General features: G+C 65.5%; 24 protein-coding genes and 1 pseudogene. 7 read left to right on the top strand and 18 right to left on the bottom strand.

What is annotated here, in order from left to right; translation table 11 throughout:
• Nucleotides 1-33 precede the first annotated feature (33 nt).
• The 14 genes from flgH to motA form a co-directional block, all read right to left on the bottom strand.
• Nucleotides 34-741: a flagellar basal body L-ring protein FlgH gene (flgH, locus tag Q0743_RS15520; RefSeq protein ID WP_298242391.1), complete on the bottom strand. Its 708-nt coding sequence runs from the start codon at nucleotides 739-741 to the stop codon at nucleotides 34-36.
• Complete coding sequence (locus Q0743_RS15515; RefSeq protein WP_298242390.1) at nucleotides 742-1,497, bottom strand: hypothetical protein; 756 nt, start codon at nucleotides 1,495-1,497, stop codon at nucleotides 742-744.
• A gap of 67 nt (nucleotides 1,498-1,564) precedes the next feature.
• A complete protein-coding gene (flgI, locus tag Q0743_RS15510; protein ID WP_298242389.1) occupies nucleotides 1,565-2,695 on the bottom strand; it encodes a flagellar basal body P-ring protein FlgI in 1,131 nt (376 codons plus the stop codon).
• Entirely contained in the window at nucleotides 2,692-3,168 is a 477-nt protein-coding gene (flgA, locus tag Q0743_RS15505; RefSeq protein WP_298242388.1) for a flagellar basal body P-ring formation chaperone FlgA, read from the bottom strand. Before flgA ends, flgI begins: the two co-directional genes overlap by 4 nt.
• 13 nt (nucleotides 3,169-3,181) lie before the next feature.
• Nucleotides 3,182-3,970, bottom strand: a complete 789-nt coding sequence (gene flgG, locus Q0743_RS15500; protein WP_298242387.1) for a flagellar basal-body rod protein FlgG — start codon at nucleotides 3,968-3,970, stop codon at nucleotides 3,182-3,184.
• Nucleotides 3,971-3,988: 18 nt separating this feature from the next.
• Nucleotides 3,989-4,318: a flagellar hook-basal body complex protein FliE gene (locus tag Q0743_RS15495; RefSeq protein WP_298242386.1), complete on the bottom strand. Its 330-nt coding sequence runs from the start codon at nucleotides 4,316-4,318 to the stop codon at nucleotides 3,989-3,991.
• Nucleotides 4,319-4,320: 2 nt separating this feature from the next.
• Nucleotides 4,321-4,737: a flagellar basal body rod protein FlgC gene (gene flgC / locus Q0743_RS15490; RefSeq protein WP_100174722.1), complete on the bottom strand. Its 417-nt coding sequence runs from the start codon at nucleotides 4,735-4,737 to the stop codon at nucleotides 4,321-4,323.
• 11 nt (nucleotides 4,738-4,748) lie between these two features.
• Nucleotides 4,749-5,129, bottom strand: coding sequence for a flagellar basal body rod protein FlgB (flgB, locus tag Q0743_RS15485; protein ID WP_298242385.1), 381 nt, complete (start codon nucleotides 5,127-5,129; stop codon nucleotides 4,749-4,751).
• 84 nt (nucleotides 5,130-5,213) lie between these two features.
• Entirely contained in the window at nucleotides 5,214-6,299 is a 1,086-nt protein-coding gene (gene flhB / locus Q0743_RS15480; protein WP_097660214.1) for a flagellar biosynthesis protein FlhB, read from the bottom strand.
• A 13-nt stretch (nucleotides 6,300-6,312) separates the two neighbouring features.
• Nucleotides 6,313-7,353: a flagellar motor switch protein FliG gene (locus Q0743_RS15475; protein ID WP_097660213.1), complete on the bottom strand. Its 1,041-nt coding sequence runs from the start codon at nucleotides 7,351-7,353 to the stop codon at nucleotides 6,313-6,315.
• A gap of 2 nt (nucleotides 7,354-7,355) precedes the next feature.
• The gene (fliN, locus tag Q0743_RS15470) at nucleotides 7,356-7,742 is read right to left on the bottom strand and encodes a flagellar motor switch protein FliN (RefSeq protein WP_298242384.1); all 387 of its coding nucleotides are present in this window, start codon (nucleotides 7,740-7,742) and stop codon (nucleotides 7,356-7,358) included.
• 76 nt (nucleotides 7,743-7,818) lie between these two features.
• Nucleotides 7,819-8,133 (bottom strand): hypothetical protein, encoded by a 315-nt coding sequence (locus Q0743_RS15465; RefSeq protein WP_097660211.1) that lies wholly within the window; start codon nucleotides 8,131-8,133, stop codon nucleotides 7,819-7,821.
• Nucleotides 8,114-9,055, bottom strand: coding sequence for a flagellar motor switch protein FliM (locus Q0743_RS15460; RefSeq protein WP_298242546.1), 942 nt, complete (start codon nucleotides 9,053-9,055; stop codon nucleotides 8,114-8,116). The genes Q0743_RS15465 and Q0743_RS15460 overlap by 20 nt, the downstream gene beginning before the upstream one ends.
• Nucleotides 9,055-9,951, bottom strand: a complete 897-nt coding sequence (gene motA, locus Q0743_RS15455) for a flagellar motor stator protein MotA (RefSeq protein ID WP_097660210.1) — start codon at nucleotides 9,949-9,951, stop codon at nucleotides 9,055-9,057. Before motA ends, Q0743_RS15460 begins: the two co-directional genes overlap by 1 nt.
• 143 nt (nucleotides 9,952-10,094) lie before the next feature.
• Between motA and Q0743_RS15450 the strand changes: the two genes are divergently transcribed.
• The 6 genes and pseudogenes from Q0743_RS15450 to Q0743_RS15425 form a co-directional block, all read left to right on the top strand.
• Complete coding sequence (locus Q0743_RS15450; protein WP_298242383.1) at nucleotides 10,095-10,880, top strand: DUF1217 domain-containing protein; 786 nt, start codon at nucleotides 10,095-10,097, stop codon at nucleotides 10,878-10,880.
• A gap of 3 nt (nucleotides 10,881-10,883) precedes the next feature.
• A complete protein-coding gene (flgF, locus tag Q0743_RS15445) occupies nucleotides 10,884-11,612 on the top strand; it encodes a flagellar basal-body rod protein FlgF (protein ID WP_298242382.1) in 729 nt (242 codons plus the stop codon).
• A gap of 40 nt (nucleotides 11,613-11,652) precedes the next feature.
• Entirely contained in the window at nucleotides 11,653-12,978 is a 1,326-nt protein-coding gene (gene fliI, locus Q0743_RS15440) for a flagellar protein export ATPase FliI (RefSeq protein WP_298242381.1), read from the top strand.
• 786 nt (nucleotides 12,979-13,764) lie between these two features.
• A complete protein-coding gene (locus Q0743_RS15435) occupies nucleotides 13,765-14,400 on the top strand; it encodes a MarR family transcriptional regulator (RefSeq protein WP_298242380.1) in 636 nt (211 codons plus the stop codon).
• A gap of 404 nt (nucleotides 14,401-14,804) precedes the next feature.
• Nucleotides 14,805-15,869 carry a ketopantoate reductase family protein gene (locus Q0743_RS15430; protein WP_298242379.1) on the top strand — a complete coding sequence of 355 codons (1,065 nt, stop codon included), beginning with the start codon at nucleotides 14,805-14,807 and terminating at the stop codon, nucleotides 15,867-15,869.
• A 91-nt stretch (nucleotides 15,870-15,960) separates the two neighbouring features.
• Nucleotides 15,961-16,320 (top strand): annotated as a pseudogene (locus Q0743_RS15425) (YkgJ family cysteine cluster protein); the annotation flags it as partial.
• Between the two features lie 51 nt (nucleotides 16,321-16,371).
• Here the strand turns inward: Q0743_RS15425 and Q0743_RS15420 are convergent.
• Nucleotides 16,372-16,701 carry a hypothetical protein gene (locus Q0743_RS15420; RefSeq protein ID WP_298242378.1) on the bottom strand — a complete coding sequence of 110 codons (330 nt, stop codon included), beginning with the start codon at nucleotides 16,699-16,701 and terminating at the stop codon, nucleotides 16,372-16,374.
• Nucleotides 16,702-16,950: 249 nt separating this feature from the next.
• Here Q0743_RS15420 and Q0743_RS15415 point away from each other — a divergent pair, with 249 nt between their 5' ends.
• Nucleotides 16,951-18,465: an ATP-binding protein gene (locus tag Q0743_RS15415; RefSeq protein WP_298242377.1), complete on the top strand. Its 1,515-nt coding sequence runs from the start codon at nucleotides 16,951-16,953 to the stop codon at nucleotides 18,463-18,465.
• Between the two features lie 157 nt (nucleotides 18,466-18,622).
• On the opposite strand, the gene Q0743_RS15410 is transcribed toward Q0743_RS15415, so the two are convergent.
• From Q0743_RS15410 to Q0743_RS15400, 3 genes are read right to left on the bottom strand one after another with little or no spacing between them, the layout of a single operon-like run.
• On the bottom strand, nucleotides 18,623-19,363 hold the full coding sequence (locus Q0743_RS15410) for an ABC transporter ATP-binding protein (RefSeq protein WP_298242376.1): 741 nt from the start codon (nucleotides 19,361-19,363) through the stop codon (nucleotides 18,623-18,625).
• The gene (locus tag Q0743_RS15405; protein ID WP_298242375.1) at nucleotides 19,360-20,205 is read right to left on the bottom strand and encodes an ABC transporter ATP-binding protein; all 846 of its coding nucleotides are present in this window, start codon (nucleotides 20,203-20,205) and stop codon (nucleotides 19,360-19,362) included. Before Q0743_RS15405 ends, Q0743_RS15410 begins: the two co-directional genes overlap by 4 nt.
• Nucleotides 20,205-22,028, bottom strand: coding sequence for an ABC transporter permease (locus Q0743_RS15400; protein ID WP_298242374.1), 1,824 nt, complete (start codon nucleotides 22,026-22,028; stop codon nucleotides 20,205-20,207). Before Q0743_RS15400 ends, Q0743_RS15405 begins: the two co-directional genes overlap by 1 nt.
• Between the last annotated feature and the right edge of the window lie 14 nt (nucleotides 22,029-22,042).

Genomic DNA, 22,042 nt, shown 5'->3' with positions numbered 1-22,042 from the left:
CCCTGCCCTCGCCCGGCCCGGCCGGCGCGAACTTCAGAATGGTGCAACGGCGTCATAGATCCGATGTCCCCATCCAGGCTGCTGCACGTCAGACAGATTTCCGCGACCGCCGTAAGACACGCGCGCCTCTGCGATCTTCTCGTAGGAGATCGTGTTGGTGCGCGAGATATCGCGTGGACGCACGATGCCGCCGACGTTGAGCACGCGCATCTCCGTGTTGACGCGAAATTCCTGCGAGCCGCTGATCATCATATTGCCGTTCGGCAACACGTCGGTGACGATAGCGGCGATCGAGAGCTTGATGTCCTCGGTGCGGTCGATCTGGCCGTTACCCTTGATCTGGGTGTTGGTGCTGAGATTGGCGTTGGTCGAGCCCTTGTCCTGCCATCCGGCGACGTCCATCAGCCAGTCGAGCCCGAACTTGACCTGCGAGTCGCGCGAGCGGCCGGTCTTGTTGTCGAGCTTGGCTTTGTCCTGCATCGAGATGATCACCGTCACGACGTCGCCGGTGCGCCGGGCGCGCGGATCGCGGTAGAGATCGGTGCCGTCGTCCCAGGTCGAGCGATAGCTGACGGGCGTACGCATGCGCGGCGTAACCGGGATCGGTTCGGCCTGGGTCCGGAGGCCGCTGCCGACCGGCGACATTTGCGGGCCGGTCAGGATCTCGGCCGGATCATGCAAGCATCCGGCCAGCAGCACGGATGTCAGGACGAGCGGGAGGATGAGGATCGGCTTCTTCATCTATTTGGTCTTTCCGTCGTCCACGCGACGCATCCCGCCGAGCAAATCGGCGAGGTGTGCCGCGCGTGCCGTATCCATCTCGTTGAAGATCGCGCTCGAGCTCCTCGGGCTGAGCTTGGCGAGCACGGCGGCGGCCGTCTCGTCCGCCATGCCGGCAATCTGGGTCGCCGCAGCGTCGGGCTTCATGCGCGAATAGATCTCGACGACGCTCGCTTCGGCCTTCTTCAGGAAGTCGTCGCGCAGCGCCATCCACTGCTCGTATTCGGCGCGCTTGGCTTCCACCTCGGCGATCCGCTCGCGCAGCAGGTTCTCGGCCTTTTGCAGCTCCTTGAGCTGCCAGGCCAGCCGCGCATCGGCAGCGGGATCGGCGACGTTGCTGCAGAACAGCGCGACCTCGTTTTCGGTGGACGCTGCCGCCTGCGGCGGTGCCGGCTTCGACGGCGCCGTGACGCTGCCGGGCTTGGCCGGACGGACAGGTGCTGGTGCTGGCGTCTCGGAAGCAGGCACCGCGCCAGTGACCGCCGGGCCGGAGTCCTCGGCGGCCCACGCGGTCGCCTGGACCGACGCGCTGCCGCTTGGCGCCGCCGGGGCCGGCTGCGGCTTCTGCGGTCCGGCTGCGCGGGCGCGCGCGAAAGAGAGCAAATTGAGCGGCTTCGACGGCTTGGCCTCGTCCAGGGCGAGCACGATCGACGTGCTCGCGAGCAGGGATGCCGCGACCAGCAGGAGGAGTTTGGCTTTGTGATCCAGCTTCAGCATCGGGCCGCGTGCGATTCTCGGTCGAGACCTGAGCATTGAGCGACCAAGCTTGCACGACGCTTGTGCATCATTGCACGATGACGTCGGCCTGGAGCGCGCCAGCCGTCTTGATCGCCTGGAGGATGGCGATGATGCCCGACGGCTTGAGGCCGATCTGGTTCAGCCCGCGCACCAGCCGCTGCAGATCGACCCCGCTGAGGATCGCCACCTGCGATCCGGCCTCGTTGGCCTCGACCACGGTCTGGGGCACGACGACCGTCTGTCCCCGCGAGAACGGCGCCGGCTGCGAAACCACGGGCATCTCGGTGACACGAACCGTCAGATTGCCGTGCGTGACCGCAACGGTCGATATCCGCACGTCGCGCCCGATCACCACCGTGCCGGTGCGTTCGTTGATCACCACCCGTGCCGGCGTGTCCGGCTCGACCGTCAGCTCGCCGATCTCGGCGAGGAATCGCACCGGGCCGATGTGACGCGGCTTCGACAGCACGATGGTGCGGTAGTCGCGCTCGAAAGCGATCTGCGCGCGGTAACGTCCGCCGGCAAAGCGGTTGATGGCGTCGAGGATGCGCGTTGCAGTGACGAAGTCCGGATTCTTGAGCTGCAGCACCAGGAACTCCATCTCATGGAGACTTCCATGCACCTCGCGCTCGACCAGCGCGCCGTTCGGAATGCGCCCGGCCGTCGGCGTGCCCTGGCTGACATTCTGCGCCTGGCCGCCGACGCTGTAACCGGCGACCACGATCGCGCCCTGCGCCACCGCATAGACGGCGCCGTCCGCCGCGCGCAGCGAGGTCATCACCAGCGTGCCGCCGAGCAGCGAAGTTGCGTCGCCAAGCGAGGACACGGTGACGTCCATGCGCTCGCCGGGCCCGATCGAGGGCGTCAGGTCCGCGGTCACCATCACGGCCGCGACGTTGCGGGTACGCAGCGTGGTCGGTCGCGGCGGATTGGTTGTGCTCGTGGTCTCGTTCCTGACATTGATGCCCATGTTCTCGAGCATCGATTGCAGGGACTGCTCCGTGAAGGGAGCGTTGCGAAGCGTATCGCCGGTGCCGTTGAGGCCGATGACGAGGCCGTAGCCGACGATCTGGTTCTCGCGCAGGCCCTTGATGTCCGCGATGTCCTTGATGCGGACGGCGGCGTGGGCGCTGGCGGCCGACAGCAGCAGGATGAGCGCAAGGAGGATCCTGGTCATGACCCGTCCATGACCTTGACGGTGCCGTCCGGCTGGACGACGGCCCTGATGATCACGCCGGTGTCGGTATTGCGCACCGGGATGAGCGCCCCGGCCGCGCCGGACTGCATCGCCGCGCCGTAGGTGACGATGGACAGACCGCTGTCTTCCACCACGACCTTGACCATGGCGCCGCGGGCAACGGTCCAGGGATCCTCCACCGCATTGCTGGGAATGGGCTGACCCGGCAACAGCGCGCGCCGCGCCATGCGGCCGACCAGGACCTGGCGACCTTCGATGAACATGGCAACGCCGAGCAGGCTCGGGGCGAAGGCACGCTCGGTGATCATGTCGTCCCGGATCAGCTCGCCGGCGCGGATCGAAACCGCCGGCACCGGAAGCCGCTTCTCCTCGGCCACGGCGCTGCGCACCGAGGCCAGAATCAGCAGCACGGCGGCCAACCCGCGCACGATCAAGCCCACCCTGTTCAACATCGAGACACCGGAACTAGCGCAAGCCCTTCGAGACGGTCTGGGCCATTTCATCCGAGGCCTGGATGACCTTGGCATTCATTTCGTAGGCGCGCTGCGCCGAGATCAACTCGGTGATTTCCTTGACCGGATCGACGTTCGAGGCTTCGAGATATTTCTGGTTGATCTTGCCGTAGCCGGAATCGCCGGGCAGGCCGACGACCGGCGTGCCCGACGCCGTGGTCTCCTTGTAGAGATTGCCGCCCAGCGGCTCCAGGCCCGCCTCGTTGGCGAAATTGGCGAGGTTGAGCTGGCCGATCTGCCGCGGGTTCACTTCCGTGTCGAGCTTGGCAAACACCTGGCCGGTGGCGTTGACCGTGACCTCGACCGTTCCCTGCGGCACCGTGATCGCGGGGTCCAGCAGGTAGCCGTCGATCGTGACGAGCTGGCCGTTGGCATTGGTGTTGAACGAGCCCGCACGGGTGTACTGCACCTCGTTGTTGGGGCCGAGCACCTGAAACCAGCCGCGGCCGTTGATCGCCATGTCGTAGGGATTGCCGGTCTGCGTCAGCGCGCCCTGGATGTGCAGCTTGCGGATCGCCGCCGACTTGACGCCGAGGCCGAGATTGGCGCCCTCCGGTATAGGCGAGGAGCCGTTGACGTTGGCGACGCCCTGCATGCGGTCCATCTGATAGAACAGGTCGGTGAACTCCGCGCGCGCACGCTTGTACGACGTCGAGTTGATGTTCGCGATGTTGTTCGCGATCACTTCGATGTTGGTCTGCTGGGCGTTCATGCCCGTGGCCGCAATGGCAAGCGATTTCACTTAACCCACTCCTTCAGATCAAATCGACATCCGGACGACTTCTTGATAGGCCTGCACGACCTTGTCGCGGACCGCGACCGCCGTCTGCAGGGCCTGCTCGGCCGACATCAGCGCCTCCACGACCTTGCGGGTCGATTCCTTGCCTTGCATCGCCGAGATCGACGCCGCTTCGCCCGCCTTCAGCGTTCCGATCGCGTCGGTCGTCACCTGCTTCATGACCGATTCGAAGCCGACATCGTCGCCGGCCTGGATCGGAGCTGTCACCGCGGGCGAGATGGCCTGCGTCTCGGTCGCGCGCGTCGCGACCTGCCCTGCGGAGATCGCCGTGGATGAAATCGCCTCAAGCATTGTCAGCTCCTTAGCAGGTCGATGGTCATACCGAGCATCGACCTCACCTGTTTCACGACCTGGAGGTTGGCCTCATAGGACCGGTTGACTTCCCGCATGTCGGCCATCTCGATCATCATGTTGACGTTCGGCAGCTTGACGTAGCCGGCCTTGTCGGCGGCGGGATGCCCGGGATCGTACTCGACGCGGTACGGCGTGGTGTCGACGCCGATCTCCTTGACCTTCGCAAGCTGCGAGCCCGACGCACGGTCCATCGCGGCGTCGAAGGTGATCGTCTTGCGCTGATAGGGATCGGCGCCCGCGGTGCGCCCGGTCGAGGTCGCGTTCGCGAGGTTCTCCGAGACGATGCGCATGCGCGTCGACTGCGCTTCGAGCCCGGAGCTTGCAACAGTCAGAGAGGCGCTCAGTGAGTCCAGCATGTCAATTCACCTCAGGCTTTCGCGCCGGCCAGGACCATGCGGTGGAACGACCGCACGATCGCCGAATTCATCGAATAATCGCGATTGACGTCGCTGCCCTTGATCATTTCCTGCTCAAGGCTGACGGAGTTGCCGGAGTGAACCACTTCCCAGCTGTCCTTCTTCGCGGTCGCGCGCGTGTCGGTCTCGGCCGGAGACAGCTGCATGTGCGACGGCGACGTCGTGGCGAGCCTCACCGGCATGCCGTCGAGGATCTTGTTGAAGGGCTCGACGTCGCGCGCCCTGAAGCCCGGCGTGTTGGCGTTGGCGACGTTGGTGGCGATGGTCGACTGGCGGAGCTCGAGGTAGCGCGCCTGCGACGATGCGAGTTCGAAGAGATAAAGCGGTCCCACGACAGCCCCGTTATTGTCCGTTGGGGGAAGCCTAGGGCGTTAAGCTTTCGTCAAGCTGTTGGGCCGGACGCCGTCCTCGGAATTCTACTGAACTTTCTCGGTTCGCGGCGCCTGCTTCGACTGCAGGAAGTAGATGATCTCGGCGACGGGGCGGAAGAATTCCGCCGGGATCACCTGATCGACCTGCACCGCCTCGTAGAGTGCGCGCGCCAGCGCCTTGTTCTCGATGACGGGGATCCGGTTCTGCTCGGCGACCTCGCGGATCTTCAGCGCGATCACGTCCATGCCCTTGGCCACGACGAGCGGCGCGGGGTTCTCCTCGCGCTGGTAGCGCAGCGCGATCGCGAAGTGCGTCGGGTTCGCAATCACCAGCGTCGCGCGCGCAGCGGAGGCGATCATGCGTTGCCGCGAGCGGTCGCGCGCCAGCGAGCGCAGGCGCGCCTTGACCAGCGGGTCGCCCTCGGCCTGCTTGTGCTCGTCTTTGATTTCCTGCTTGGTCATGCGCAGCTCGCGCCGCCAGTGGAAGCGCGCCCAGGCGAGATCGATCGCGACCAGCACGATGGTGGCGATACAGATCGCCGAGACGATCCGCATCGCGATGTTGAGGATCATCTCCGGCAGCGCGACCGGATCGGTGTACATCGCCTCGAATGCCTTCGCCTCCGACGCGCGCAGCACGAAGACGACCACGGAGGTCACCGCAGCCAGCTTGAACAGCGACTTGGCGAACTCGACGAGGCCCCGCGTTCCGAACAGCCGGCTCCAGCCGCCGATCGGAGAGATCCGCGACAATTCCGGCTTGATGCGCTCCAGCACGAAGCGCGGCGCGTTTTGCAGCAGTGAGGAGGCGAGTCCGAAAACCATGAGGATGACGACCAGCGGCACCAGGAAACGCAGTGCCTGCAGGCCGACCACGGTGAGCAGGTTCTGCGCGTCCGCGCCGGTGGAGAGCGGGAAGCCTTCCGGATCGTCGAGCAGGCTCGTCAAGGTCGGCGTCAATTGCTGCACGCCCTGACCGATCAGGAACGCCATGATGACCAGCAGCGCGGCCATCGAGGCGAACATGGAAGCCTCCCGAGAGACCGGGATTTTGCCCTGTTCGAGCGCATCACGGACTTTCTTCTCGGTCGGCTCTTCTGTTTTGCTCTCCTGATCGGATGATTCTGCCATGCACGTTCAGCGGTCAGCGGAAGACCAGCTCATCCTCCTGCTCGGGGTTGAGCTCGATTTCACCCTTCTCCGCGAGGTCGAGCGCGAGATCGGTGATCACGCGCCGGGCCTCCAGCACGTCGCGCTGGTTCGAGGGCTCGCCGATGGCGAGCTCGTGCTCGACGACGCGGCGGACGCGCGATGCGACCGAGGACAGGATCAGCTCCCGGAAGTGCTTGTCGGTGCCCTTCAGTGCGATGACGATGCGATCGGTCGGCACCTGGTCGAAGATCATGGTGCGCGCCTTCGGCGTCAAATTGGTCACGTCGTCGAAGGTGAACAGCAGCTCCTTCAATACTTCGGCCGACTTCGGCCGCTTCTCCGACAGGCTCTTGAGCATGTCCTCGATATGGCCACGCTCCATCTTGTTGATGATGTCGGCGACACGGGCGTAGGTGTCGGCGCCGAGATTGCGGGCGAAATTGAGCGTCAGGTCCTCGTGCAGCGTCTTCTCGAGCACCTTCATCGCGTCGTCGACGATCGGCTTGAGGCTGAGCACGCGCCGCATCAATTCGTTGCGCAGGCTCGAGGGCAACTGGCTCATCACCTTGGCGGCACAGGACGGCTTGACCTTGGACAGGATCAGCGCCGCGGTCTGCGGATGCTCCTTGGAGAGGTAGGTCGCCAGCGAGTTTTCCGACACCGACGAGACGCGATCCCACACCGACCGGCTGGAATTGCCGAGCAGGTCGGTCATGATCGCCGAGACCTGGTCGGCCGGAAGCACGTCGCCGAGCACGGCCTCCAGGCCGCCGATGGTGCCGAGAATGTTGGCGCCCATCGAGAACTGCTGGGCGAATTCCTCGACGATTCCCTCTAGCTCCTGCGCCGTGATCGGCCGCAGCTCCGCCGCAGCCTTGGTGACGACGCGGATTTCCTGCGGCTCGAACTGCGAGAGCACGCTCGCGGCCGCCTGCCGGCCCATGGCCAGCAGGAGCGCGGCGACCTTTTCCGTTCCGCCCAGCGTGGCAACGCCTCGCTGCTTGACGGGAGCGATGCCGACCTGTGCAGCCATGGTCAGCTATCGCCCTGCCCCAGCGGTCCGACAATCTCCGTGAGCGAGACGCCGAAGCGGGAATTGTCCTCTTCGACGACGACCACCTCGCCGCGCGCGACGATGCGGCCGTTGACGACGACGTCGACGGGCTCGCCGACCCGGTGGTCGAGCGGAACCACGGCGCCGCGACCGAGCTTCATGAGGTTGGCGACCGGGATGGTCGCCGATCCCAGCACCACCTGCATGGTGACGGGAATGCGCAGGATCGCATCGACGTTGGCGAACTTGCCGCTCTCTTCCGCCGTGCGCGCGGCGATTTCCGCGAGCCGCTCCAGCGGGGTCGTGTCGCCATGCCCCTCGTCGGCGGCAGCTCGCGTGGCAGAGTCATAGTCGAAGGATTGCGCCATCTGGTATCGCCTCTTGGTATTTTCGCTCCCGGAGCGCGCTCGCGTTCCGCTCGTATTGGTTCTGCCGGCTTCGGCTTCAGTGCTTGTTCACCTCGGCGCCGCCGGCGGTCGCAGCCGGCGCGAGCCCGCTGCGGGCATCGAGCGCCGCGATCGCCTCATGGGCCTGGTCGATCTTGGTGCTCAGCACGTTGGCGAGCCGCCCGAGATTGGCGGTGGAATCATGCGCCGCGGTGATGACCGTGTCGAAAGCGCCCGCCGTCTCGTGGACGATGGTGGAGAATTCGCCCTGGTAGCTGCGCAGACGCGCCAGCTCGCGGTGCATCTTGGTCACCCGCATGCTGGTGAAGGCAAGTGCGATCAGCAGCACGGCATCAACGAGATAGGATATCATCGACGAACTCCCGTTTCTGGTCGACGGGATCGGCCACCTGCATGGCGTAATAGCCATCAAGCTGGCCGATCTGACACCAGAACAGCACCTGATTGTTGCTCTCGAGGCGGGCCAGCGTGCGCGGCGTGGCCTCCAGCTCCAGCACCTGCCCGACCTTGAATTTCACGACGTCCTCGAGCGAGATCATCTTCTCGTCCAGCACGGCGCTCAGTGTCACCTCGGTACGGTTGACCTCGCTCTCCATCTGCTCGCGCCAACGCGGATCGGTGGTGCGGCCGTCGCTGGCGGTGACGGTTGCAAGCTTCTGCCTCAGCGGGTTGAGCGCGGAATGCGGAATGATCAGGAACATCTGGCCGCCGCGGTAGAGCGCCTGCACCATCATGTTCGCGCAGATCGACATGTTGCTGGCGCGACCGATCGCCAGCGACGCCATCGCCGTCTCGACCCGCTCCACGCGGAAGGTGACGTTGGAGGTGCCGGCAAACGCGGATTGCAGCGCCTTGGCGAACCGCTCGAACAGCGCCTGGACCAGCCGGATCTCGATGTTCGAGAAGGTGCGTTCGACATCGAGCGGCGGTTCCGCGCCGTCGGATCCGAACATCGCCTCGACCATCGTGAACACGAAGTCGCGGTCCAGCATGATGATGACGCGCGAATCCCACTGCTCGGCATAGAGCACCGCGGCGACCGCGTTGCCCTCGTAGTCCTTGATGATGTCGCCTAGCGGATCGTTGGTGATGCCGTTGACCGAGAAATAGCACGGCGTTCCGGCCATCGGCTGCAGGCTGTCGGTGCACGATGCCGCCATGCGATCGAAGATCACATTGAGCATCGGCATGCGTTCGATCGAGATGCCGGCAGCGTCCAGCAGGTAGTTGGGGAGCTGCTTCTTCTGATCGACGCCGACGTCGTCTTCCATCATCATGCGCGGGCCGCCTTCGGTTCAGCATCGGACACGACGGCCTTGGGACCCGCGATCGTCTCGTTCTCGACGACGTCGATCGAGGGCCGCTCGCTGCTCGCGATCATCTTGCGGCCGTGCTCGACGGCGATCTGCGGCATGGCACCGTTCATGAAGGCCAGCAGCGTCTGCTTGACGATGATGTAGGGGCGGCACTTCTTCTCGCGCGTCATCTTGATCTTGATCGCGAAGGGCGAAAGCACGCCATAGGACAGGAAGATGCCGGCGAAGGTGCCGACCAGGGCCGCGCCGATGAAGCCGCCCAGCAGCTTCGGGGACTGGTCGAGCGCGCCCATCGCCTTGATGACGCCGAGCACGGCGGCGACGATGCCGAGCGCCGGCAGCGCCTCGGAGACCGTGACCAGCGCATGATAGGGCGCCAGCTTGCCCTTCACGATGGTGTGGATCTCCTCGTCCATCAGCGCCTCGATCTCGTGGGTGCGCGCATTGCCCATGATGATGAGGCGGACATAGTCGCAGATGAACTGGAGCAGCGAGGGATCTCCGAGCACGCTCGGAAACGCCTTGAAGATCTCGGAGGAGGCGGGATCGTCGATATGCGCCTCGACCTCGTTGCGGCCCTTGCCGCGCAGCTCGCGCATCAGGGCGTGGAGCGCCCCGAGCAGATCAAGGTAGTAACGCTGGCCCGGCACCGCGCCGGTGATGGCCTGCATGCAGGCGACGCCGGTGTCCACGACCGTCTTCCACGGATTGGCCACGATGAAGGTGCCGACCGCGGTTCCCATGATGATCACGAATTCCCACGGCTGCATCAGCACGCCCAGGTGGCCGCCCATGGCGGCAAATCCACCGAGCAGCGCCGCTACCGTGATGAAAACCCCCACGAAACTGCCCAACGCGCCGCTCCATCGCCGATCCCATCGGGAATATCTAGTCGGCGAGCCTTGCGCGAAGCTGGCTTCCTGCCTCGCCAGCCCCGCGCAAGCAATCGGCGGCAGTTTGGGGCGGCGTCGCAACAGCGGCCAGAGGGGCGCGTGTCATGCTATCCACCATCGCGGACTACACCAGGCTGACCAAGGACACGGGCAAGTCGCTGACGCAGGTCGCGACGCAGCCGGACGTCAGCCGCGAGACCGATTACTTCCTCAGCCATATCGGCAACGTCAAGACGATCGACGACTTCCTGAAGGACTATCGCCTCTATTCCTACGCGATGAAGGCCTACGGCCTCAGCGACATGACCTACGCCAAGGCGTTCATGCGCAAGGTCCTGACCGAGGGGGTCGCGAGCAAGGACGCCTTCGCCAACAAGCTGACCGACACGCGTTACCGCGAATTCGCCACTGCCTTCAATTTCGCCGCGCTCGGCGCCAACGCGACCAAGACCACGCTGGCTACGACCGGAACGGCAACCCACTATGTCACGCAGACGATGGAGCAGAAGGCCGGCGACCAGAACGAGGGTCTGCGGCTGGCGCTGTATTTCACCCGCAAGGCCTCCACGATCACGACCGCCTACCAGGTCCTCGCGGACAAGGCGCTGACGCAGGTGGTTCAGACCGCGCTGGGCCTGCCCTCGACGATCAGCGCGGCCAACATCGACGCCCAGGCCAAGATGATCACCAACAGGGTCAAGCTCACCGACTTCCAGGACCCGGCCAAGGTCACCAAATTCGTGCAGCGCTTTGCGGCGATGTGGGACGCGACCCAGGCCCAGAGCGACAGCTCGACCAATTCGGCCCTGGTCCTGATCGGCGGTGCATCCTCGGCCAGCATGGATAGCAACATGCTCGCGACTCTTCAGAACATCAGGTTCAACAGGTAAGCCATGCAATCGGCCCTCTATGTGGGTCTGTCGGCCCAGGTCGCCCTCGAAAAGCGCCTCCAGACGATCGCCAACAACGTCGCCAACGTCAACACGGCGGCGTTCCGCACCGACGTGGTGAAATTCGAGACCGTGCTGTCCAAGGCCGGTCCGAACCCGGTTGCCTTCTCCTCGCCGGGCGACAACATCATCTCGCGCGAGCAGGGCAACATCACCGAGAGCGGCAACCCGCTCGACGTCGCCGTGGTCGGCCAGGGCTGGATCGCCTTCGCCGGCCCAAACGGCACGGTCTATACCCGGGACGGCCGGCTCCAGATCGCCGCCAACGGCGATCTTCAGACCGTGACCGGCTTCCCGGTCGTCGATTCCGGCGGCGCGCAGATCACGCTCGATCCCAACGGCGGACCTATCTCGATCGCGCGCAGCGGTGCGATCACCCAGGACAACAACGAGATCGGCACCCTGGGCCTGTTCAACATCCCGGCCGATGCCAATCTCGAGCGCTACGGCAATTCCGGCGTCACGCCGGACCGACCCGCCACAGCCATCGCCGATTTCTCGCGCGACGGCTTCAAGCAGGGCTATGTCGAGGGCTCCGGGGCCAATCCGATGATGGAATTGACCAAGCTGATCGCCGCCTCGCGCGCCTTCGACGGCACCAACTCGATGATCGAGGGCACCGAGGGCTCGCTTCAGAACGCTATTCGGACGCTGGGCGAACCCGGCAAGTAAGGCGCCTCGCGCGCACTCGGATTGAGGTTGGACTGATACCTTGAACGCTCTTCGGCAACTCGAGTGGGCGCTGCTGGAGCTTCAGCAGAACACTCCCCTGGCAAGCGTCAGCGGCGCGATCTCCGAGATCGCACCGACGCATTTTCGTGTCTCCGGCCTGTCGCGCTTCGTCAGGCTCGGCGAGCTGATCGGCGTCAATTCGGGCGGCAAGGCCCAGATCGGCGAAGTGGTGCGGATCGACAGCGACGGCATCGTTGCCAAGCCGTTCGACCGGCAATTCGCCGGCGGCCTCGGCTCGGTCGCGTACCGGATGCCGCCTCTGTCCTTTGCGCCCGATCCGAGCTGGAAGGGCCGCGTCATCAACGCCCTCGGTGCGCCGCTCGACGGCCTCGGCCCCCTCACCCCGGGATCCCAGGCAGTCTCCGCGGAGGCCGAGGCGCCGTCGGCCATGAAGCGCGCACGCGTGCACAAGCCGCTGCGCACCGGCGTGCGCGTCATCGACCTGTTCGCACCGATCTGCGCCGGCCAGCGCGTCGGCATCTTTGCCGGCTCCGGCGTCGGCAAATCGACGCTGCTCGCGATGCTCGCCCGCAGCCAGGGTTTCGACACCGTGGTGCTGGCCCTGGTCGGCGAGCGCGGCCGCGAGGTGCGCGAGTTCATCGAGGACGTGCTGGGTAACGATCGTCAGCGCGCCGTCACCATCGTGTCGACGGGAGACGAGAGCCCGATGATGCGGCGGCTGGCGCCGAAGACGGCCATGGCGGTCGCCGAATATTTCCGCGACCGCGGCGAATCGGTCCTGCTCATGGTCGATTCGATCACCCGTTTCGCCCACGCCGCCCGCGAGGTCGCGCTCGCCGCCGGCGAGCCGGCGGTGGCGCGCGGCTATGCACCGACGGTCTTCACCGATCTGCCGCGCCTTCTGGAGCGCGCCGGCCCCGGTGAGGAAGGCTCCGGCACGATCACAGGGATCTTCTCCGTGCTGGTCGACGGCGACGATCACAACGAGCCGATCGCCGACACCATCCGCAGCACGCTTGATGGACACATCGTGCTCTCCCGGCACATCGCCGACCAGGCGCGCTATCCGGCCGTCGACGTTCTGGCCTCGGTGTCCCGTCTCGCCCACAACGTCTGGGACCCCGAGGAGCGCGAATTGGTGAGCAAGCTGCGCTCCATGATCGCCAAATACGAGGACACCCGCGATCTTCGTCTGATGGGCGGCTATCAGCCGGGGCGTGATTCGGGGCTCGATCAGGCGGTCGACATGGTCCCGAGAATCTACAGCGCGATGCGGCAGGACGCTTCGGCTCCGCCGAGCGCCGACCCGTTCCGCGAGCTCCGGGACATGCTGCGGGGCGACTAGCAGCTCGCCGGGCCGCAAGCGTGCGACGTCCGCCCGCTTTGCGGGTGCCCGCAGGTTTCCGCCGTGACCCCTCCACCATTCGGGGAGAGACGGAAGGTTGCGTCCGGAGCGCAGGAATCAGCGATTGCGGGAGCGTGGCGATCGACAACCGGCGCGTGCAATTCCTGCGAGTTCCCTCAGCGATTCTCCGACACCCCGCACAAGTTGTGGATGACGTGGCGATCCACATCGTCGGTCTGCACAAGCTTCGATCAATTTGCGTCGGAACACAGACAGCAAGATGAGGTGCAATCAAAGTGGCGCAGAACCGAGTGCATGTCGTTCGCCGCACAACGTATTGCATTCACTATCATGTGTCCCGACGAGCAAGATTGTCTTGAACGTTACATTCGCATGCAACGACATCTGGGGCTCGCGAGGGTCTCTACTTGATTTTGTTGAGAAGCTCATTCATCGTTTCGGCGGAATATAAGAAACGTCTGCGTGTGACTTGAACTCAGGGGCTTCGGTTGAACTATTCCGATCCATCGTCTGCTGGCGACGGCGAACCGGGCTCCCGTGTGACGACGCCGTTGGCATGCCAACGCCGCAGTGTCTCACTTCGCAGCACGCGAACCCCATCGCTTCCGATCGGGCGCGCCGCAATTCGTTCCTTCGAAGGAGAGCTCGACACGATTTGCGCGCCGAACGGCTGCAACCGTTCGATGTCTTTCGGAGGATTCGCGGGGCACAACGCAAAGCGGCTTCGGGACGCCGCCGACGAAGTTCCGGGGACGAGGTAGGTTCATGCCATTGGCACGAGAAGCCGTCGAGCTGCTGGTTCAGGCGGCGAGGGCTTGGTATTTCGAAGGCAACCAGCATGGATTGCGCGATCGGGAATGGATGGCGCTGCGCTTTCTCGGCCGCGCCAACAGGTTTTCGCGCACGCCCTCCGCGCTCGCCGGCTTCATCGGCGCCACAAGAGCGACTGCATCGCAAATCGTGAAGACGCTGGAGAGCAAGTCCTTTCTGGTGCGCAAGCCGTCGCAGGAGGACAAGCGTTCCGTCGTCCTGCACGTCACCGCCCAGGGCGAGAAGTGCCTGAGCCAGCACGACCCGATCAATCACGTGGTGAACGCCGTCAGAGGGCTCGGCAACGACGAATGCGTCAAGCTGCGCGACTCGCTGCGCGAGGTCCTCAACCACCTCGACGCAGCACATCAACGACTCGATGCCAGTGTTTGCCGCGATTGCATGTTTCTCGCCGAACGCGGCCCGGGCACGGGCAAGGGACGTGCGAGCGCCGAGTTCATGTGCCGGCTCTATCGCGCTCCGATCTCGCTCGAGGAAACCGAGCTGCTGTGCACCAGCTTCGAGCGCACGCGTGACCGCCCGAAGATCGAGGAGCATCTCGATCGCGCACGAATGGCAAGCCAGGGCTAGCCGCGCGCATTCCCGAGCGAGTCTTATGGGCTGAGCCTGCGGATCGCTTCGCGGTCGTGCGTTTCTTCGGAAGACCCGCGCGATCCCCTCATTAATTTCCCGGCACCATTGCGCGCGCAGCGAAGCTTCCGCTGAGAGATTTCGAGTGCTTCGCTGCGTCCGCAATCACGGGGCCAGCCTTGCCGGCGTTTGTCCAGCGCCGACGCAGCCGGGGACTCGATGTCCGGAAATCGACCTCCATGGAAGGTTCCGGCCCGGACACCAGAGCTTCGCAATCGTGCGAGCGCTCCCTTGTATGCATTATCCCAGTTGCCATCCCCCCGGACTTCGCTTTACATGCCGGCAACTCGCTCGCGGATAACGCCCGGAGCACCAACAATCACAGACATTTCAGGGGACGGAGCATGGCGCGTAACATATTGATTCTCGGAGCTTCTTACGGATCTCTGCTGGGCACAAAGCTGCTGATGGCCGGGCACAATGTGACCCTGGTCTGCCGCGCCAAGACCGCGGAGCTGATCAACCGCGAAGGTACCGAGGTGCGCATCAAGCTGCGCGACGAGGCGGTGCACCGGGCGATCTTCTCGCGCGACCTGCCCGGCAAGCTCGACGCCGTGACGCCGCAGAATGTCGACCTCTCGCGCTACGATCTGGTCGGCCTTGCGATGCAGGAGCCGCAATACACCAACCACACCGTCCGCATGCTCATGGTCAAGATCGCCGCGGCAAAGCTGCCGTGCCTGTCGATCATGAACATGCCGCCGCTGCCTTACCTCAAGCGCATTCCGGCGCTCGCGGACATGGATCTGGAAGAGGCCTACACCAATGCGCAGGTTTGGGAGCGGTTCGAGCCCGGCCTGGTGACGCTGTGCTCGCCCGATCCGCAGGCATTCCGCCCGCCGGAAGAAGCCGCCAACGTGCTGCATGTCGGCCTGCCCACCAACTTCAAGGCGTCGGTGTTCGCCGACGAGAAGCACAACAAGGTGCTGCGCGAGCTGGAGGCCGACATCGACGCGGTGACGCTCGACGGCCACGACGTGCCGGTGAAGCTGAAAGTGTTCGACTCGCTGTTCGTGCCGCTGGCCAAATGGTCGATGCTGCTGACCGGAAATTACCGCTGCATCACGCCGAACGAGCCGCAGTCGATCCGCGACGCCGTGCATGGCGATCTGAAGCGCTCGCAGACGATCTACGATCATGTCGACGCGATCGCGCGCAAGCTCGGCGCCGATCAGCAGGATCAGGTGCCGTTCGGCAAATACGCCAAGGCCGCCGAGAGCCTGCTCAAGCCGTCATCGGCCGCACGCGCGGTCGCGGGCGGCGCGCCCTTCATCGAGCGTGTCGACCTCTTGGTGAAGCTGATCTCGCACCAGCTCGGCGTGCCCAATCCCGAGATCGACCGCACGGTCGACACCGTGGACCAGAAGCTGAACGAGAAGATCGTGCAGGGCGGATCCGGCGCGCAGTAAAGCGCCGCTTCCGCTGCCAACGCGCAGCGCTTCACGCCGCCGGGAAGAAGCGAAGCCAGATCACGCCGGTCACGCGACGAGCATAACCGCTTTCAGCAAGCTCGCCGAATGGTCGCTGAATGGCATCAGGCGGATTGGAAACCGGGGCTATGCCACCCTCGTCGTCTCCGGCCCCGATCGTTTCCTGCTGCTCGGACGCACCGCCGTTCCCGAGCCGACGCTGTTCGGCACGGCCTTCGTGCCGCTCACCGCGGACACGTTCCGGTTCTGGCGGGCGACATCGCCGGAACATCTGCAACGATTGCACGAGCGCATCGCCGAGATGGAGCGGATCAGGCAGGAATTCGGCTCCTGCGCGATCCCCGCCAACGAGGATGACGATCCGCAAGCCCCCTATCGGCCCGCACTGCTACAATTGTCGGGACACCCGGGGGCCGTATCCGGAGGCTGACGCCGATCGCGCGAAGCCATCGTCGCCGCGCGGCGCCGGGCCATTCATGCATTAATGCGCGTGTCCGCCCTCGCCGGCATCGCCGACATGGTCGCTGCCGCCGTGATCGGCGCTGCCGCCATGGCCGCCTGATCCGGATTCGCCAGCAAAGAAGCCCCAACGTTCGGCATCCAGGACCATCGACGTGTAAAGTGCCCTCACCGCACCGTATTCAGGGTCGGAGGGCTCGAGCTCATCGAGCTTCGCCCTCATCTCGGCGATATCCCTCAACCGTGCCCGCTTGTTGAAGAGCCAATAAATGCCCCCGCCAAGCGTAACGAGAGCCGCAACGCCAAACACCGTGACCGTAATCGTGGCGGGGCTGGTTAGCATGCTCATCATGACCCGTGTTTCCTGGCGCTCTGCCGGCCGACAGCATAGCCAACGCGTAGTGCAACCCCGTAAAGACATCGACAATTTTTGGGTGAAATTCTGATCGAAGCAGCCTGAAAGCGACTCCTCCGCAATGTTCCCAGGGAGCACCGTAAACGCCGCCGTGGGCAACGCGGCATGATTCGCGCTCTTGTGCTCGACGCGCCGCGACGGGGTTGATAAGCCCCTGTCCGCGAATGACGGGGACTTGAGTCGGGCATGACGGTTGCAATCGAGATGGGGCAGACCACGGCAGGCGCCGCGGCCGCCATGGACCTCGAGGAACTGCTGGCGACCCGCCTCCTGGTGCAGGGCAATTCGGGCTCCGGCAAATCGCATCTGCTGCGGCGGCTCCTGGAACAGAGCGCGCCATGGGTACAGCAGGCCATCATCGATCCTGAAGGCGACTTCGTCACGCTGGCCGAGCGCTTCGGCCATCTCGTGATCGAGGCCGAGGACCACACCGAGCGCGGCCTTCAGGTCGCCGGCGAGCGCGCGCGGCTGCATCGCGTCTCCACCGTGCTCAATCTCGAAGGCCTCGACGCCGAGAACCAGATGCGCCGTGCCGCGGCGTTTCTCGGCGGAATGTTCGACGTCGACCGCGACCATTGGTATCCGATGCTCGTGATCGTCGACGAGGCGCAGCTGTTCGCGCCGGCGGTGGCGGGCGAGGTCTCGGACGAAGCGCGCAAGCTGTCGCTCGGCGCCATGACCAACCTGATGTGCCGCGGCCGCAAGCGCGGCCTTGCCGGCATCATCGCGACCCAGCGCCTCGCAAAGCTCGCCAAGAACGTCGCGGCGGAGGCCTCCAACTTCCTGATGGGCCGCACCTTCCTCGACATCGACATGGCGCGCGCCGCCGATCTGCTCGGAATGGAGCGGCGGCAGGCCGAAGCCTTTCGCGATCTCGAGCGCGGTCAATTCATGGCGCTGGGCCCCGCGCTGTCGCGCCGTCCGCTGCGTCTCAACATCGGCCCAACCGACACCTCTCCGCGCAACTCGACGCCGCGGCTGATGCCGCTGCCGGAGGCTGCGACGGAAGACATGCGCGCCGTGATCCTGGCCGCGCCGCCGCCCGATGCCAACCGGCCGCAGCGACGGCCGGCGCCGGATCTGCTGGAGCAGCTTCGCGCCGCGAAGGCGGCCGCCGCGCCGGTGATCCAGCCTGAGGTGGTCGAGGTGCCGGTCAGTGCCGAGGAGCTGGCGGAGCGGCGCGAGCGCGTCAATCGCACGCTGCGCGCCGTGCTCGCCGAGCCCGACGCGGGTTTTCGCGCGGTCGGCGTGCTCTATCAGGAGTTCATGGTCCGCTGCCGCATCGAGGGCCTCGGCGCAGCCGTGCCGGATCTCAACGAATTCCGCCGCATGTTGACGCATGCGCGCGCCGGCCTCGGCACGGATCTCGCAGAGGACGATGCCTGGCAGGACGTGTCGCTGCGCGCCTCCATCCTGCCCGACGACATGCAGGGCGTGTTCATGATGATCGCGCGCGCGGCCAAGGAAGGCTGGCCTTGTCCGGGCGATGCGGCGATCGCGCGCGCCTATGGCTCGCATTCGCTGCGCCGCGCGCAGCGGCTGCTCGGCTACATGGAGGAGCAGGGCCTGATCGTGGTCCAGCTCGACGGCGGCGGCCGCCGGATCGTGACGCTGGTCGAGCTGGCCTGGGCCACCGCGCCGGGCGATCCCAATGGCGACGATCTGCCGGCGGAGCAGGTCGCGAGCGCGGCATCGGCCTGAGGCGAGATCAACGCCGTCATGCCCGGGCTTGTCCCGGGCATCCACGTTCTTCGTGCGGGAGGCAAGACGTGGATGGCCGGGTCATAGGCGAGCGCGAGCGACGCCGTCCTTCGGACGGCTATGCCCGGCCATGACGTGGAGAGATCAGCGCACTGCGTCAGGCCGCCTCGGAGCCGCCGAGATAGGCGTCACGCACGCGGGGATCGTCCTTCAATGCGCGTGCCGGGCCCGACAGCACGATCTTGCCGGTCTGCAGCACATAGGCTTCGTGCGCGATCTCCAGCGCAAGGCTGGCATTCTGCTCGACCATGAACACCGAGACGCCTTCCTGGTTGATGGCGCGGATCAGCTCCAGCACGCGGTCGACATAGAGCGGCGACAGGCCCATGGTCGGCTCGTCCATCACGATCATCCGGGGACGGCTCATCAGCGCACGCGCCATCGCGACCATCTGCTGCTCGCCGCCGGAGAGCGAGCCGGCGCGTTGCGACAGCCGCTGGCCGAGCTTTGGAAACAGCGTCAGCATCTTGTCGAGATCCTGTGCGACGGCCTCGCGGTCGTTGCGCACGAAGGCGCCCATCAGGATGTTTTCCCGCACGCTCATGTCCGCAAACAGCCGCCGCGCCTCCGGCACCGAGGCAATGCCGCGGCGGACGATCTGCGGCGTGGTCAGCCCAATCAGCGAGGCGCCGTCGAAGGTCACATTGCCCGAGCGGGGCTTCACGAGGCCAAGAATGATCTTCATCGTCGTCGACTTGCCGCTGGCATTGCCGCCGAGCAGGCAGACGATGTGACCACGCGCAACCGTGATCGACAGATCGAAATGCACCTGGGCCTGGCCGTAGAACGTATTGACGTTCGACAGCGCCAGCAGCGGCTCGGAGGCGCCCGTCGTCATGCCGCGCTCTCCTGCTCTGACGTCCCCGATAGCCCGTGACCGAGATAGGCCTCGATCACCTTGGGATCGCTGCGCACCTGTTCGCCCGACCCTTCCGCGATCTTCCTGCCCTCGTCCATCACGATGACGCGGTCGGAGAGGCGCATCACCATCTCCAGCTTGTGCTCGATCAGCAGGATGGTCAGGCCTTCCGCCTTCAGCTCGGCGACCAGCGCCTGCATCTCCGCGGTCTCGGTCGGGTTCATGCCCGCGGTCGGCTCGTCGAGCAGCAGCAGGCGCGGCTTCAGTGCCAGCGCACGCGCGATCTCGACGCGGCGGCGATTGGCGTAGGACAGGCTGTAGGCGGGCTGATCGATCCGCGGCAGCAGCCGCTCGCCGAACCGGGCGAGGATGGCCTTTATTTCCTCGCGCAGCCGCTCTTCCTCGTCCCTGACGCTGGCGGGGCGCAGCAGCGCGAGGCCCAATTCCAGCAGCGGACCGATCACCGGCACGACCGGCTTCACCGCACGCAGCCGCGTGTGCGCGCCGATCAGGACGTTGTCCATGACGCTGAGATTGCCGAAGACGCGACCGAGCTGGAAGGTGCGCGCGATGCCCTCGCCTGCGAGCCGCTCCGGCGACAGGCCGGTGATGTCCTGGCCTTCGAACCGAACGGTGCCGGCATCGGGCCGGTCGAGACCGGTGACGAGATTGAACAGCGTTGTCTTGCCGGCGCCGTTGGGGCCGATGATGCTGACGAGCTCGCCCTTGGCGAGGTCGAGATCAATCGCATCGACGGCAGTGAGACCGCCGAAGCGGCGCGTCAGCCCGCGCAGGGACAGCATGGGAGACTGCTCCGCCATCACATCGTCCCCAACAGGCCCTGCGGCCTGAACCGCACCAGCAGCAGCAGCACGATGCCGTAGATCAGAATGCGATACTCCGCCGCGATCCGGAACACTTCCGGCAGCCCGACCAGCGCCACAGCTCCGAGCATTGCACCGACGACATTGCCGAGGCCGCCGAGGATGACGACGGTCAGCGCCAGGATCGATTGCTGCGTGTTGAAGGTCTCGTGGTTGATATAGGAGTACAGATGCGCCGCAATGCCGCCGCTGATGCCGGCCGCAAAGCCGCCGAAGATGAAGGCGAGCGATTTGTAGCGGTTCAGGCTGAGCCCATAGGCGCGCGCGGCGATGTCGTCGTCTCGGATGGCGCGGAAGCTGCGGCCGAGATGCGAGGTCAGCAAGCGGCCCTGCAGCAGCGCCAGCACCACCATCACGGCAAAGCTGAACCAGTAGATCGAGGTCGGGCTGATCAGATCGTAGCCGAACACCGACAGCGGCGGGATGCCGGAAATGCCGATCGGCCCGCGCGTCACGCTCTCCCAGTTCAGGATCACCAGCGACACGATCTCGCCAATGGCGAGGGTGGCGATCGACACATAATGTCCGCGCAGGCGGAAGGACGGCGAGATCAACAGCGTGCCGAGCGCAGCGCTCATCAACCCGCCGCCGATCACGGCGAGGCCGACCGGGACATTGAGGGTCAGCGACAACAGCGCAGACGTATAGGCGCCAATCGCCAGCAGCGCGGCATGTCCGAGCGAGACCTGCCCCATCGTGCCCGCAACCAGCGTCAGGCTCAGCGCGAGCATGCCGAGCAGCCAGGCGTTGATCAGGGTCTGCAGCACGTAGAACGAGACCGGGAACAACGGCAGGACCGCAAAGCCGGCAGCAGCGACAGCCAAAGCCCACCACGGAATGCGCACAGGGCGGCTCGGCGCGATGAAGGTGCCGGTAAGCGGCTCGGGCGGCGCCTGCCGCGCGCTGGCGAACAGACCGTTCGGCCGCAACACCAGCACGACGACCAGCAGCAGGAAGGCGAACAGATTGCGATAGCTGGTGCCGAACACCGCAACGCCATAGCTCTCGACGAGGCCCAGCAGCAGGCTGCCGATCACAGCGCCCGGAACGTTGCCGGCGCCGCCGACGACTTCGGCAACGACGCCCTTCAGCGTCGCCTGCAGGCTCATCGCGGTGTCGATCTGGTTGTAGTACATGCCGACCAGCATGCCGGAGACGCCGCCGAGCGCGGCGGCAATGCCGAACACGGCCTGATTGACGCGGTTGACGTCGACGCCCATCTGCATCGCGGCGTCGCGGTCCTGCGATGCCGCGCGCACGGCCCAGCCGAGCTTGGAGTAGCGCAGGAACACGAACAGCAGCAACGCGCTGGTGAGGCCGACGCCGGCGATGAGCAGATCAAGAGGCCCAATGGTGCCGCCGCCGACCTGGAAGCGAACATCCGGCAACTGGCTCGGCAACGCCCGCGGATTGGGCGAGAAGGTCAGCATCACCAGCTGATCGAGCACGAAGCTGATGCCGATGGTCGCGAGCAGCGGCGCGATGCGCACCGAGTTCTGCAGCGGCCGCAGACCGAACCGCTCGATGATCAGCCCGACGATCGCTGCCGCCGCCGCGACCACGATGATGGTGAGCGGCAGCGGCGTATGCAGCTGAACCACCGCGACCCAGCCGATATAGGCGCCGACCAGATAGATCGAGCCCTGCGCGAAGTTGATCAGCCGGCTGACGCCGAAGATCAGCGCGAGCCCGACCGCAACGAGGGCGTAGACATTGCCGACGATCAGCCCGTTGATCGTATAGTCGAGCCAGGAAGACACGCTGGTATCACCGC

This window comes from uncultured Bradyrhizobium sp., from assembly GCF_936943645.1.
GTDB lineage: Bacteria > Pseudomonadota > Alphaproteobacteria > Rhizobiales > Xanthobacteraceae > Bradyrhizobium.
The sequence above is the reverse complement of the archived record's forward strand: the minus strand, read 5'-3'. Positions and strand labels throughout refer to the sequence as shown.